General features: G+C 57.3%; 12 protein-coding genes. 11 read left to right on the top strand and 1 reads right to left on the bottom strand.

Annotated features, from left to right (window positions below; translation table 11 throughout):
* Positions 1–55 precede the first annotated feature (55 nt).
* The 4 genes from BM132_RS08805 to BM132_RS08790 all read left to right on the top strand — a co-directional run bounded on the left by BM132_RS08805 (position 56) and on the right by BM132_RS08790 (position 4,872).
* On the top strand, positions 56–1,381 hold the full coding sequence (locus BM132_RS08805) for an NTP/NDP exchange transporter (RefSeq protein WP_092454674.1): 1,326 nt from the start codon (positions 56–58) through the stop codon (positions 1,379–1,381).
* Positions 1,382–1,691: 310 nt separating this feature from the next.
* Positions 1,692–3,104, top strand: a complete 1,413-nt coding sequence (locus BM132_RS08800; RefSeq protein WP_092454672.1) for an acyclic terpene utilization AtuA family protein — start codon at positions 1,692–1,694, stop codon at positions 3,102–3,104.
* The gene (locus tag BM132_RS08795; protein ID WP_092396539.1) at positions 3,104–3,412 is read left to right on the top strand and encodes a DUF4387 domain-containing protein; all 309 of its coding nucleotides are present in this window, start codon (positions 3,104–3,106) and stop codon (positions 3,410–3,412) included. The genes BM132_RS08800 and BM132_RS08795 overlap by 1 nt, the downstream gene beginning before the upstream one ends.
* An 83-nt stretch (positions 3,413–3,495) precedes the next feature.
* On the top strand, positions 3,496–4,872 hold the full coding sequence (locus tag BM132_RS08790) for an MmgE/PrpD family protein (protein WP_177193321.1): 1,377 nt from the start codon (positions 3,496–3,498) through the stop codon (positions 4,870–4,872).
* On the opposite strand, the gene BM132_RS08785 is transcribed toward BM132_RS08790, so the two are convergent.
* Positions 4,869–6,068, bottom strand: a complete 1,200-nt coding sequence (locus BM132_RS08785) for a citrate synthase (protein ID WP_092396541.1) — start codon at positions 6,066–6,068, stop codon at positions 4,869–4,871. The two genes, BM132_RS08790 and BM132_RS08785, sit on opposite strands and share 4 nt — an antisense overlap.
* Positions 6,069–6,404: 336 nt before the next feature.
* Here BM132_RS08785 and BM132_RS08780 point away from each other — a divergent pair, with 336 nt between their 5' ends.
* From BM132_RS08780 to BM132_RS08750, 7 genes are all read left to right on the top strand, one after another.
* Entirely contained in the window at positions 6,405–7,694 is a 1,290-nt protein-coding gene (locus BM132_RS08780; RefSeq protein ID WP_092396543.1) for a CitMHS family transporter, read from the top strand.
* A 90-nt stretch (positions 7,695–7,784) separates the two neighbouring features.
* A complete protein-coding gene (locus BM132_RS08775; RefSeq protein WP_092454670.1) occupies positions 7,785–9,182 on the top strand; it encodes an OprD family outer membrane porin in 1,398 nt (465 codons plus the stop codon).
* Between the two features lie 53 nt (positions 9,183–9,235).
* Positions 9,236–10,264 (top strand): phosphoglycerate dehydrogenase, encoded by a 1,029-nt coding sequence (locus BM132_RS08770; protein ID WP_092454668.1) that lies wholly within the window; start codon positions 9,236–9,238, stop codon positions 10,262–10,264.
* Entirely contained in the window at positions 10,261–11,628 is a 1,368-nt protein-coding gene (locus tag BM132_RS08765) for an acyclic terpene utilization AtuA family protein (RefSeq protein ID WP_092454666.1), read from the top strand. Before BM132_RS08770 ends, BM132_RS08765 begins: the two co-directional genes overlap by 4 nt.
* A 1-nt stretch (position 11,629) precedes the next feature.
* Positions 11,630–11,956 carry a DUF4387 family protein gene (locus BM132_RS08760; protein ID WP_092454664.1) on the top strand — a complete coding sequence of 109 codons (327 nt, stop codon included), beginning with the start codon at positions 11,630–11,632 and terminating at the stop codon, positions 11,954–11,956.
* A 75-nt stretch (positions 11,957–12,031) separates the two neighbouring features.
* On the top strand, positions 12,032–13,036 hold the full coding sequence (locus tag BM132_RS08755; protein WP_092454662.1) for an alpha/beta hydrolase: 1,005 nt from the start codon (positions 12,032–12,034) through the stop codon (positions 13,034–13,036).
* A gap of 94 nt (positions 13,037–13,130) precedes the next feature.
* Positions 13,131–14,408 (top strand): lipase family protein, encoded by a 1,278-nt coding sequence (locus BM132_RS08750; protein WP_092454660.1) that lies wholly within the window; start codon positions 13,131–13,133, stop codon positions 14,406–14,408.
* The last annotated feature ends 29 nt before the right edge of the window (positions 14,409–14,437 follow it).

Genomic DNA, 14,437 nt, shown 5'->3' with positions numbered 1-14,437 from the left:
GGCAATCCGTTCCGTGCCCAGCCCCTCTGGCCTGTTGCGCCTTCCAGGAGCTTCCATGAGTACGCCTTCCTACCTGCATCGGCTGAGCCACGCCGTTAACGCCCGTGATGATGAGCTGCGCCCGGCGCTGTGCGGGTTCTTGTTGTTTCTCTGCCTTTTCACCGGCTACTTCATGCTGCGCCCGATACGTGAATCGATGGGTATCGCGGCGGGCGTGGAGAATCTGCAATGGCTGTTCACGGCGACTTTCCTGGTGATGCTGGCGGCCGTTCCACTGTTTGCCTGGGTCAGCTCAAGGGTCCCGCGCCTGCGCCTCGTCGATTGGGTGTATGGCTTCTTCGGGATCAACCTGCTGATGTTCGTTGAACTGTTTGAGTTTCAATCGGACAGTGTCTGGCTGGCCCGGACTTTTTACGTATGGATATCGGTTTATAACCTGTTCGTGGTGTCCGTGGCCTGGAGCCTGATGGCGGATGTATTCGACAGTGAGCAGGCCAAGCGTTTATTTGCTTTCATCGCGGCCGGCGCGAGCATCGGCGGGCTGCTGGGGCCGGCCCTGAGCGCCGCACTGATTGACGCCATCGGCGCATCGGGGTTGATGTTTCTGGCGGTCCTGTTGCTCGGTGTCACGTTGATATTGAAGCGCGCGTTGATGGGCTGGCGCGAGAAGGGCGGGGCTGGTCGACCCGGTGCGGCACCGACGCAAAGCCCCAGGCAGCCACTGCAGGGCAACCCGTTCAGCGGTTTGACGGCGGTGCTCAGGTCACCCTACCTGTTGGGGATTGCCGGATTCGTCGTGCTATTGGCGACGGTCACCACCTTTCTCTACTTCGAGCAGGCGCGCCTGGTGGCCGAGCATTTCCCGAGTCGCGAGGCGCAAGTCCGGGTTTTCGGCACCATTGATTTCATCGTGCAGGCAGGCGCCCTGGTGTCTCAGTTGTTCATCACCGGACGCATTGCGCCCAAGTTGGGGGTGCGTGCGTTGCTGGCGATCGTGCCGCTGCTCATGTGCATCGGGTTCGTCGGCCTTGCGCTGGCCCCCGGCTTTGCGCTGCTTGCAGCATTGATGATCGTGCGACGAATCGGTGAATACGCGTTCGTCCGACCGGGTCGGGAAATGTTGTTCGCACCCTTGGACGCCGAGAGTAAATACAAGGCCAAGAACTTCATCGACACCGTGGTGTATCGCGGGGGTGACGCCGTGAGCGGTTGGGCCAAGAGCCTGCTCGACATGCTGGGGCAGGGCAGCGGCCTGGCGGCGCTGATTGGCGCCGGTTGCGCGCTGTTATGGGCCTACCTGGGCTGGCAGCTGGGACAGCGTGCCGACAATCGACAGCAGGCGCTGGGCGTGGGTGCCAGCGCCAGCGCCGTCGAAACATAACCCAAGGCGCGCAAGAGGGGCGCGCGGCGAGAGTGCTTGTTCATCATCAGCAATGCCGCTCATCGCGTTGCTCGATCACGTCGAAAATTGAAGTTCTATCTTGGGAAGTGTGCAGGGTTAAACGAACTTTCAGCGGCGTTGAGTTACAGCGCTAAAGTATATTTCCGTCGCCGAATTAATGGTGGGGAACGCCAGAAATAACACCCGATAGACAATTGGAAGGCCGGCCTATATTGATAATTTCTGTCCACTTGTCAACACGATTACAGCCCTTATTATTGCCTGACTAAGCGAATGGGAAGAGGGTTGTATGGGGCAGGTATTTGAAGGTTGCGTCAAGGTGATAGTGCCTTGTGGTTCATTGGGCGCGGGCGTTCGTGAAGAAGAAATTACTTATGGGCTGGTGGCCGGTGCGCAAGCAATTGCCACGGACGCCGGTTCTACCGACAGCGGCGCCGCTTATCTCGCACTTGGAAAGTCGAAGAATAACCGAGGGGCGGTCAAACGCGACTTGACGATATTAATGAAGGCGCAGGCGTGGTCCGGGGTACCGATAATTGTCGGCACGGCAGGGCAGGCCGGTGGTGATCTCAACCTGGACTGGACGCGCGATATAGTCCTGGAGGTGGCAGGAGAGTTGGGCGTAACGCCAAAGATTGCGCTCATCTATTGTGAGCAGGACAGGGAGACCGTAAAGAAGTTGAACGCACAGGGGCGGATCAAACCGCTCCCGCCTCACGGTGAGCTCGATGACGCTACGGTGGACAGCTGTGAACACATTGTGGCGGCCCTGGGCGTGGAGCCGTTCATCGCCGCGCTGGAGGCGGGCGCCGATATCATCTTGGCGGGGCGTTCGACCGATACTGCTGTAATCGCCTGTTATCCGATCTGGAAGGGCGCGCCCTGGGGCCCGTCCTGGCATGCCGGCAAAACGGGGGAGTGTGGTGTCCAGTGCGCCGTTAACCCGACATTGGGTTCGGGAATATTGCTCAGTGTTGATGCGCAGGGTTTCGACGTTGAGCCATTAAGCAAAGACAATCAGTGCACGCCCCATAGCGTCTCTGCACACATGCTTTATGAAAACAGCGACCCGTTTCGCTTGGTGGAACCCGGCGGTATCCTCAACGTGTCACAAGCGCGCTACCAGAAGCTGAACGAGCGAGCCGTTCGTGTCGTAGGGTCTGAATGGGAGACGATGCCCTACACCATGAAGCTGGAGGGCGCCGCGGCCGGTCTCTATCAGACAATCATGTTAGTGGGTATCCAGGACCCCGATGTACTCAATGATATTGATGGGTTTCACGACCGCCTGTTAGAAGCCCTGTACACCCGGACACGTCAATCCATCCCGCCGCAGGAGTTGGGCGAGTTTCATATCTCTCTGCGAATGTACGGCTGGAACGGCGTCACCGGCGTACAACCCCCCGTTGGAACTTTGCCTCCGCCGGAAATAGGCATGCTATTTGTCGCCACTGCGGCGACTCAAGAAATGGCCAATACAATTGCCCAAGCGTGCAATCCCTACTTTTTTCACTACCCCAGCGTAATGGGCAAGGAATTGCCTTCTTACGGCTTTGCTTTCACCCCGGCCGATATACCCCGCGGCCAGATTTATGAGTTCAAATTAAACCACGTGGTGCAGTTGGAGGATCCCTTTGAGTTGGTACGTATTCAATGGGTTGATCTTTGCAAATCGGTATTGGCTGAGAAGGGGCTGGGATAATGGTTAAGTTACGTGATGTATGTCGGCATGTTCGATCCAAACAAGCCGGACCGTTCTGGATCACCTTCGATATATTTTTTGACGGACGCGAAAACTTCGAGCGTTACTCGCAAAGTGCTGCACTTTCATCGGCACAATTCGCAAGGCTTTATGGCACCGATCCGGCGCGGGTAAAACATATTCCCGTGGCTGACCTGGAAATGGTCAAGATTTCCTACCCGCGGGCTACACCGCAAGGCGGGATGGTGGAGCGTGACATGCATGCCGGCCAGCAATATGTGCGTTTACTCGACGTCGTTCTGGACTGAGTACCTCACGCGTCACTTTGCAATAGGTGACGCCGTCGCCGTCACCGGCGAAGACCCAACCCCTGTACAGAACAGAGGCAACCATGAGCGATACGACTATTGCGCTGCAACTTGCAGAGTACGCGCATAAGTTCAGGCATCAGTGTCTGCCTGAAGAAATCACCGCGCTCGTGCGACAGCGCTTCATTGACAGCCTGGCATGCATATTGGGCGCTTACGGAGCGGGGCCTGTGAATGCCGCCGTGTGTTATGCCGCTGCCAATTCCGCGAAGTCGTCCAGCGTATTCGGAACAACAATCCAAACGACGCCAGAGATCGCGGCGTTTGCCAATGGCGTGATGGTGCGTTTCCTGGACTACAACGACGGCTACATGGGGCTGGAGCCGGGCCATCCGAGTGACAATATTCCAGCCTGCCTCGCGCTTGCACAGGCTGAGGGGGCCACTGGGGCAGAACTCATTTCGGCCATTGTGCTGGCCTATGAAATCCAGATGCGACTGCAGGACGCGGCCAGTCTGAACAAGCGCGGCTGGGACCACGTCAACTATATAAATGTGGCGATGGCCGCGGCGGCTTCCAGCTTGATGAAGCTGGATGTGGCGCAGACCGAACAGGCAATCAATATAGCGTTGAGCGCTCATCTGGCCATGCGCCAGGTTCGCAGTGGCTCCCTGTCGGACTGGAAGGGCTGCTCGGCCGCAAACGCTGCCCGTAATGCGATCTTCGCTGCCCAACTGTCGCGTCACGGCATGACAGGCCCGTCGCCAGTGTTTGAGGGTGACATGGGTTTTTTCAAATTGGTCTCAGGGCCGTTCGACCTGGATACGGATCGTTTTGGTACGCCCGAAAATGGTGATTACGCTATACGGCGTTCCCTGACCAAGACCTTTCCCACCAACGGCGAGTTGCACACCGCCGTGTGGGCAGCCCTGGATATACGGGCTCGGATTGACGATCTCGACGATATCGCTTGCATCGTTATCGAAACCTCCGAGTTCAACCGTCGAGTGTTGGCTGACACCCCTGAAAAATGGTTGCCCAAGACGCGGGAGACGGCGGACCACAGTTTGCCCTACAACGTGGCCCGGTCGCTGCTCGACGGTGACATTACCCTGGGCTCGTATTCGTCCGCAAAAATAGCTGACCCCGCGGTGATTGCTCTGATGGGTAAGATCACCGTGGTGGAGGACGGTGCGCTCACCGCGTTGTTCCCGCGTCATCTTGCCAACCGGGTCAGCGTCACGCTGGTGTCAGGTGAAATCGTCGTGAGCGAGATGATCAGCGGTCCTGGGTCCGTCGAAACACCGATGACCGATAGCGATTTTGAACGGAAATTCAGAAGGATGGCCTCACCGCATCTTGATGAGTCGGCACAGGCCAAGGTGCTGAGGTATGTTGCTGAACTTCAACACCAATCCGAATTTACAGCGCTGTTTGCAGCCATGGTCGTCTCTGGTTAGTCACTGGCGAGATGGGTCGCTCTTGGCAGAGTCCCCGTGTAACGAGCGCGGGGGCGAGCGTCATGATGCTGATTGTATTGCTCGCTGGCATGGGCTATCCAGCCGATCAATCTTCCGACACCGGCCAGTGCGATCTCCTGCCGGTGCAACCCAAGCTTTCTGCCGATGAAGCTCACCAGGAGAATGAACTCCGGTGGGTAGGCGACGAGTTCCGAGGCGACGGAAAAAGCTTTCTGTAGCTTTGCAAATTCACTGTCGCCCTCGAAGGCGGCGGTCAACGCCTTCATCAGGTTGGTCGCGCGTGGGTCCCTGATTGAGTGGACATTAGGTCCAAACCCTATGATGTGCCCCTCCTGGCTGTAGCGTTGCAAGATCGGTTGGGTGGGATCTGCGGCTGTACATATTTCCTCGATCATTCTGCTGGCGGCTTCGTTTCTGCCATAGGCGATCTTATGCCCCCTGGCGGCCGCGAGTCCTGCGATCGCCGCGTAATAGGGTGTGGCGCCGGTCGTTGCCGCAACGCGAACGCTGTGAGTGGCGTGGTCCAGTTCATGATCGACGCTGAGGATCAGAAGGCGCCTGATCAGATCGGCATGGGCCGGCGGGGCTCCGCAGGCCTGGGTAATAAATTCGTGCAAGGGCTGCGTGCTTGGCTGGGTCGCACCCACGACCAGCGCGGCGAACCATCTCACGACATCGGCGCCGGTGCGTGCATAGCTGTCGATGGAAAGATCGAAGGCTTTGGGGTTCTCCCTTTGCACCAGAGGGAAAAGCGCAATGGCCTTTTCCGGCGCTGACATATGCTCATAGATCTTCAGCAATTTGGCGCTATCCTTCGGTGCGCGAGGTAGCGACGGTCCGAACGCCGATGGCACCTGCCACATCAATCCGGCGACCTCCTCAACCGTGGCGTGGTCGGCGAGCTCGACGACGTCGTGCCCCCTGTAGAAGAGCCCGTCATCGGTGATCAAGGTAATGGCGCTGTCCGATGACGACGAGCGCTTTGCAGCGTGTCCCGCGGGGCTTTTCACCAAGCGCTGGATGTCTTCGGCCCAATAGCGCCGCTTGGGCGTATTGGCGATCTTGACGGACCGAATGTTCTTGCGGCTGACGTAGGCATAAAGCGTTGGCAGGCTGACCCCCAGCATTCCAGCCGCTTCTTCTGCCGAAAGGTAAAGGTCTTCTTGATCAGGCATGATGGATCCGAACAGGTTGATGGCGGTTTGTACATATTCATTAAATATACCCGCCTTGCGTCAATGTCCACCAGGATATCCATTTCGCCGTGTTTTCGATGGGGGGAACAATAGCCGGTCTACCAGGAGGGTCCAACGGAGGCGGGAATCAAAAATCTGCCTCGTGTCGCTTCGATGCCGTACCACCGGCACATTTGCCCCAGCATTTGCTGGATGTTGACGAAAAAAATCAAGATTTACAGTGTTTTCTCCCCTATGTAGATTCTTCGGGAGTGGCCGGTCGTTCACATTGATTTGCTACGACATTGATAAAAAAAACAAGAAAAGGTGATAGGCATGGCTTGGTTAGGTTTCGCAATGGTCATCACGTTTATGGCGTTGATCATCAGCAAGCGACTTTCTGCTGTGACGGCGCTCATCCTCATCCCGATTGCTTTCGGCCTGGCCAGCGGTGCAGGACCGGAGCTGGGCGGCATGGTGATGGACGGCGTCCAGCAAGTAGCGCCAACGGCACTGATGTTGATGTTTGCAATCCTGTATTTCGCAATCATGTTCGACGCGGGGCTGTTCGAGCCCGCGGTTCGCCGGATCTTGCGTTATGTGGGAAATGACCCCCTTCGGGTGGTGCTCGGCACCGCTTTGCTGTCGTCGGTCATCTCTTTCGATGGGGATGGGGCAACGACGGTGCTGATCGTAACAACGGCGTTTTTGCCGCTCTACCTTCGCCTCGGGATAAATCCGCTGATCCTTGCGCTGATGCTTTTATTGACCAATACCGTTGTGAACATTATTCCCTGGGGTGGGCCGGTAGCGCGGGCGGCCAGTGCTCTGCATCTGGATGTGAGTGAAATTTTCCTGGGGCTTGTCCCCGCCATGTTTGCAGGCCTTGCCTACGCGTTCGTCGTCGCTGTGTGGATAGGCCGAAAAGAGCGGCGTCGCTTGGGGTGGACGCCTGTTGCAAAGGGGACCGCCTCAGAAGAACCGCCTTTGCCCATTATTGAATCAGCCACGCACAAACCAAAGCTGTTTTGGGTGAACCTGGCACTCACGGCTGCGCTGATGTACGCCATGGGAACAGGATTGGCGCCTTTGCCTTTGGTGATGATGGTTGGTTTTTCCCTGGCGTTGCTGATCAACTATCCGCGCTTGGCGGAACAGAAGGCGAGAATCGCAGCGCATTCTGAGAGTGTGTTAACGGTCATTGCTCTGATATTCGCTTCAGGGGTCTTCACGGGCATTCTTTCCGGCACGGGAATGGTCGATGGGATGTCGGCGCGGATCGTGCAGATGGTTCCTGACGGTAGCGGACAGTACTTCAGTATTATTACCGCCCTTGTGGCCTTGCCTCTTAATTTCCTGCTTTCCAATGACGCGTTCTTCTTTGGGATCTTGCCAGTGCTTGGCGCGGCGGGCGCCGAATATGGCATTGACCCGATGCACATCGCCCGCGCCTCGGTGCTGGGGCAACCGGTTCACGCATTAAGTCCACTCGTTGCCGCTGTTTATCTCATCAGTGGGATTATCCAGCGGGACATGGGGGAGATGCAAAGATACTGCTTGCTGTGGGCAATCGGCAGCAGCCTCACGCTCATTGCAACGGCCATCGTTACAAGAGCAATTATTTAAAGATTCACCTGTACGCCCGCACTGCTTATTTGAAGCAGTGCCAGCTCACGCCTGCTCATTGAGAAAATAAAAATAATAATTGAGGTGATCATGAAATCGACTAAAGCCGTCGCAACGACTTATCTTGCTACGCTGTTGGCATCGGGCAGTTGTTTCTCCGCAAGTATTAGCTATCCGGATAGATTTCAGCATGAAGGCAAGTTGAATGCTTATCTCCGATCTGCGTATATCAATACTCGAATATCCAACGATCTGATTGAGGATAACTTCGGTGGGTTTTCGACCGGTTCCGAGTTGGGTGGGCTAGGGGTCGGCGCGATCCTGGACTACAACTCTAACTACTGGGGCGGCGTCGTTGGCTTTGATGCGTCCCTGTACGGAGTGGCCATGATTGATTCCGAGCAGGACAGCCGTGACCTGTTCGATAATGACGACGGTTCTAACGGTGGTTTTGCAAAAATCGGGCAAAGTTACTTGAAGTTGCGCCACGTCGGCGAGGGATGGAACGCGGATTCGCAAATAGGTCGAGGCCGATTTGACGCCGGCACCCTGGTCAGCAATGACACGCGACTCGTGCCAGGTTCCTATCAGGGCGCGCGTGCCCATTTCAACTTGACTGACATGGGCATCGGGCCGTTGCCCGGAACGATGGCTTTCGAAGCGGCTTACATCGATCGAAGTTCTCCCCGGGACAGGCAGGCGTTCGGAAAGCTGCTCAGCCAGTCGGGTGAGGAAATAAGCAACGTCTACACCTATGGGGTCAACTACGATCTAAAGGCCGTTGAGTTGAGCTATGCCCGTGGTGTGTCAAAGGACTTCAATGAAAATACCCGTTATGGCTTGACCCTGCAGGCACCTATCGGTGAAACGGCAGGGGTCATTTTAGACACCCAGTATTATCGGTTCCAGAAAGCCGGACGATTGTGGGAGCAAGATTGGTCCGCCGGTGATGCGGCCTATGATAAAGAGGCTACGTGGTTAAACGTCAATCTCGGTCTATTGCTTGATAAGTTGCGCCTGGGTGTTTCCTTCTCCGAAACAAAAGCCGAGCTGAGCAATGGCAACCTTGGCTATGCCTACTTTGATCATGCAGATAATGTGGATGGAAGAATGGATGCGTGGACCCGTTCCGGCAACGATTTCAACAATCATGGTGAAAGAACCTGGCAAGTAGGCGCCGAGTACGACCTGAGCGGTATTTCACTCCTCGGGGCATCATTGGATGGGTTTAAAGTCATGGCGCTCTATAAGCAAGGAAACTTTGACGCCGTGAACCCTTTCAGTGGCCAGAAAACGGATGTGTGGGAAAGGCAAAACGAATACCGCGTTTATTATCGGTTCGATGAAAAAGAATACGCCGGCCTGTCCGTGGGACTGATTTATATCGATTACCGAATCGACCAGGACTTCGTTGCGCTTGTTTCCGCCCAACCCAATAACGTGGTCAATGGCTCAGAAGCCCGGGTGTACCTGGATTATGCGTTTTGAGCGGAGTGTGTTCATGGAATACGGGTTATTCAAACCCTGTCGAGAGGTGTGCGATGCCTAGATTTCGTCATCGGGTCGTGGTCACTCAGCGTTTTTTTGATTCGGCGACCATTGATTTCCTCACGCATTGCGGTTGCGAAGTCATCCTCGCAGAACTTGCGCCGGGCGTTGCGGACGGAAGTTTAAATGAGCGTCAGTTGATCGACCTCTTGGTCGACGCTGACGGGTGGATTTTAGGGCACGCAAATGTGACCGCCAGCCTGCTCGGCGCGCTCCCTCGGCTCAAAGTGATCTCCCGTCGTGGCGTGGGCTATGAGCGCATCGATACGGCAGCGGTGGAGGCGGCCGGCAAGGTCGCCACGATCGCCGTCGGTGGCAATGATGCAAGCGTTGCTGACCATACGATTGCGCTGATGCTCGCGGTGTGCCGCAAGCTGAAACAGTGTCAGGCGGGCCTGGCTGCCAATGATTGGAGCATTCCGTTGGGCGGTGACCTGTATCGCAAAACGGTCGGCATCGTCGGGTTGGGCAGAATCGGTAAAGGCGTCTTGCTGCGTCTCGCCGGGTTCGAAGTCAAACCGCTGATTTATGCCCCCCGTCCAGACAGTTCGGAAAAATCCAACGGGGGGCAAAGCTGCTTCGTAGACCTGGAAACCCTGTTTCAGGAAAGTGATTTTATTACGCTTCATGCCCCCCTTAACCCGCACACCCGGGGAATGATTGACAGCCGCGCTTTGCAGTCAATGAAAGCTTCTGCGGTACTTATCAATACCGCCCGAGGTGGGCTGGTGCGCGACGCGGATCTGCTGCAAGCCCTGCAACAGGAAGCGATCGCGGGAGCGGGACTCGATGTGTTCGAAAGCGAGTCCGATCCTTCGCTGTCGGCAGTGACAGAGCAGCTCATCCAACTGCCCAACGTGGTTGTGACCCCCCATGCCGGCGCCTCTACGGTGGAAGGCTTGAATCGCACCAATCTAATTGCAGCCCAGTGTGTGGTGGCGGTTCTGGAAGGCCGTAGCCCGCCTGAGCACTGTGTCATTGCAGACGGACGTCGACAGACCGTTCCAAAGGAAAATATATGAACGCCAAGATCAAGGTACTTACGCCAACGGGTGCAATCGGCACTGGATTTCCAAGGGAGGCGTTTGAGAAAGCGCTTCTGGAATGTCCCGATGTGATTGCAATGGATGCCGGGTCCACCGACTCGGGCCCTCACTATCTCGGGACCGGCGCGACAAAGTCCTCCGCTTCGATATTGCGCGCAGAGCTTCGGGTCTTCATGCAGGCCCGGGAGAAGCTGGGGATCCCGCTAATCATCGGCAGTTGTGGGACCTGTGGTTCCGACGCCGGTGTCGATTTGATGCGCGGGCTCTGTGAGGAGGTTGCCGCAGAGTTGGGGCAGACCGTACGTATTGCGGGTATCTACAGCGAGCAGCCAGCAAGCGTTGTGAAAACAGCGTTATGGGAGAAACGGATCAAACCGTTGCAGCTTGATTTTATTGATGATGCCCTGGTGGATCGCTGTTCCCGAATCGTCGCTCTCATGGGCGTGGAGCCGTTCATTCATGCGCTCGAGGAAGGCGCGGATATTATCCTGGCCGGCCGCTCCACGGACACCGCCATCATGGCCTCGCTACCGATCATGCGAGGGGGGCATCAAGGGGCCGCCTGGCACGCCGGAAAGATTTTAGAGTGCGGCGCGTCCTGCACCACCACACCCGCCCAGGCCGTGGTCATGGCAACCATTGACGAAACGGGGTTCACCATTGAGGCGATCGGCGAGGGTGCCCGGCTGACGCCTCGATCGGTGATGGCTCATATGCTCTATGAGAACAGCAATCCCTACGTGCTCGTCGAGCCCGGTGGTGTGCTGAATGTCGAGGGGGCTGTCTACACCGCCATCGACGAACGAACCGTGCGGGTAGAAGGCTCGATCTGGCAACCCAGTGAAGACTACACCGTCAAGCTGGAAGGTGCGGCGCCTTGCGGGTTTCAATCGGTTGTCATGAGTATTGTCCGGGACACCGAATACCTTGAGCGCTTCGATGAATGGCTGGCCTGTCTCGATGCAGTGATGCGCCAGCGAATAGAAAAACATCTGAACATCGGATCGGGCGACTACGACCTGCAGTTTCGTGCGATTGGCAGGAACGCGGCATTGGGTGAATTTGAATCGCGATCCGCCACCCCAGTGGAAATAGGCGTCATGGCCATGGCGACTTCCGCGACGGCCGAGCGCACGAAAGACATCGTCGCTTTGCTCAATCCTTACCTGCTGCACTTCCCGTTGCCAGGTGACAAAGACCTGCCGACCCATGCGTTCCCTTTCTCTCCGGCCTCGATGGATCGCGGGGTGGTCTATGAGTTCGTGCTCAGCCATGTGATGGTCGTGGCGAATCCGTTGGCACCTTTTCGATTTGACATGAAAACCATTGAGGCAGCGTGAAATGAATACCATGGAAGCACTTGGCTACGAAATCCGCTCCAAGAACGCCGGGCCCTTTTCTTTGACCATTGATGTGTTTTGTCAGGACTCGGACGTTTTTGCCCGGCTGGCTGCCGAACCGAAACTGCAAGCGCCGGCCATTGCTCAGCTCTTTCGCCGGAGCGTCGAATCGATCAGCGTGTTTCGGATTGAGGCTCTGAATGTCATCAAGATCAGCCTGCCGCGCCCTGTGATACAGGGGGCGCTTCAGGATCGTGATATGCATGGCGCGCAATGGGCCTTCATGGTGAGGGACGCACTCCTCGCAGCCGAACAATCATCAGCCTGAGCCCGGCATCAAGGCCGGTGCCAAATGGCGCCGTCATTCAACGCGGCGCCAGACAACAGATAATCAGGGGGGACGATGTCCAGGCTCGGTGGGAAGTGCGAAAACCCGAAAGTGGGCGGCGAGGGGAACGACGGTGTGCTCGTCGATCCGAATGAGGTTCATCCAGACTTGGTTGGCGTCGCGGGTACGTTACGTCAATTGGGTCTGCTCCCTGTGGTCGAAGGGGAGATCCACAAGGTTCGCGCTCAGTTGGAACGAATTGGCGCATGGGCGTCGCGACCCAGCGTGCCTCTGTCCTACGAGCGCATGTTGGAGTTTTCGGTCAATTGTCGGGTTGTTCCGTGCAAGCTGTATTGGCCGGAGGACGATGACACGCCGTGGCTGATGTTCTATTGCCACGGCGGAGGATTCCGGCACGGAACGCTCGCCGATTGGGACGCTCCTCTACGTCAGTGGGTGCGTGACAGCGGTATGGCGGTGTTGTCCATCGGCTATGCCCTCTCGCCGGAATACCGTTTTCCGGTGGCGTTTAACGAGGTGGTGTCGATTGTCAGCAGGGTCATCAACCTGGGGGTCATCACTCATTGTCCGGTGCGCGGTTATGCCCTGGGTGGAGACTCGGCGGGCGCCAACCTGGCCCTGGGTACCGCCCTTGCCCTGCGCGACGCCGGACTGGATGCGCTGCGACAGTTGATGCTGTTTTACGGCTCCTATTCTCGACGTGTTTCTTCCGATTCGTGGCAGAGACTGGGTGGATATGGAGGGCAGAGCTTGTCTGCCAAAACGATGAGCGCCTACTGGGCGAGCTACCTGGCTGAGGATGAAGATGACTGGCGCGTGCAGCCGATCACCGCAGACTTGACGGGACTTCCGCCTGTGCGCCTGATCGTCGGAAGCCTAGATCCGTTGTACGACGAGAACTGTGAGCTGGCGGATAAATTGCGGGCTGCCGGTGTGGCTACGAGCCTGGAAATCCTGGCGAACATGACCCACGGTTTCATGCGATTCAACGAAGTTGCACCGGTCGTACGGGATGTGATTTTTGCGCAAGCCACTGCGTTGCGTAAGGCACTCGCGTAGATCGCTGTCCGGCCAATCAACCTGACTCTGAACATTGACCCCCGTGGCCCCAGGTTTTGGTCTGGCGCCTTCTTCATCATGAGGCGAACGCTAAATGCTGATTTTTCGAGCCCTTGCTTCTTCACTTCTCACACGGATTTGTCTTGGGGGCATCGTTACCCTTGCGTTCAACGCAATGGCTGCCGGTGAACTCCCGGTCGGTCGTGCCGCCGGTGATATGGATCTTTCTCCGTTTTATCGCTGGCAGGATCCAATGCCCACTGCGCCCGGTGTTTTGCTGAGGAGCGAAACGCTGAAGCCGCAGGAGAGGGTGCCCGCGGCGGCGCAAACTATCCGCATGCTCTACAGTTCCACGGACCAGCGCTGGAACTCAGGTCAGGTGCCTGTCAGCGGCACGCTGTTTCTGCCGAGCGGTCCTGCTCCGGCTGAAGGTTGGCCACTCTTGGCCTGGGCGCACGGTACGCTGGGGATCGCCGACATATGCGCGCCCTCGTGGACCGGGTTCAGAGCACGTGACGCTGCGTACCTCAATCGTTGGCTGGAGCGCGGATTCGCCGTCGTGGCAACGGATTATCAAGGCCTGGGAGGTCCGGGGCCTCACCCGTATACGGTCTGGCAGGCAGAAGGAAGCTCCGTCCTGGATGCGGTTCGTGCCGCCCGCGCACGCAAGCCTGGTGTCATTTCCAACCGCACGATCCTGGCAGGGCAGTCCCAGGGAGGAGGCGCTGCTCTGGGCGCGTCAATACTCGCCGCCAGCTATGCACCGGAGCTCAAGATCCTTGGCGCGGTCATCACGGCGCCCAACAGCACATTCCCCGCCGGGCCCATCGCGCTAGAGGCGCGCCATTCCAACACCGTGTTCCTGTCATTGGCGACGGGCGGCTTACGCGAAAACGCGCCCCGAATTGATGACTTGCTGACACCTGCAGGGCTTGAGCTTCTCGACGTTGCCCGGCAAAGCTGTACGCGGGAAATTGCCCTCAAATCGCGGGAGCTGAAAATCAGTTCATTTTCGCAACTGCTGACCATCAGTGCGCAATCGTTGAGCGCTCTGCGCACTCCCACCACCGATATGCCCCAGGCAACGATTGCTTTTCCATTGCTGATTGCCACCGGCCAGGCGGATGAGACCATCACTCCGGTACGACAGTATGCGGTTGTGGCGGCACTGTGCGCTGCTGGAAACCAGGTTACCTGGCAGCGCTATGAAGGACTGGGGCATGACGGGGTGATGCATGGCTCGTTGAATGAAGCGTTTGCGTTTGCACGTTCCCAACTCGAGGGGCAGCGCTATGACTCGAACTGCGCCACGATCCAGAAACCTGGAGCACCGGGTGAAAGGGATCCCAGCGCTCCCTTTAACGATGATTGAACAAGGGGGAGCCCTTTGCGCATCGTCTC

The sequence above is a fragment of the Pseudomonas sp. NFACC45 genome (genome assembly GCF_900113505.1).
Lineage (GTDB): Bacteria > Pseudomonadota > Gammaproteobacteria > Pseudomonadales > Pseudomonadaceae > Aquipseudomonas > Aquipseudomonas tehranensis.
The sequence above is the reverse complement of the archived record's forward strand: the minus strand, read 5'-3'. Positions and strand labels throughout refer to the sequence as shown.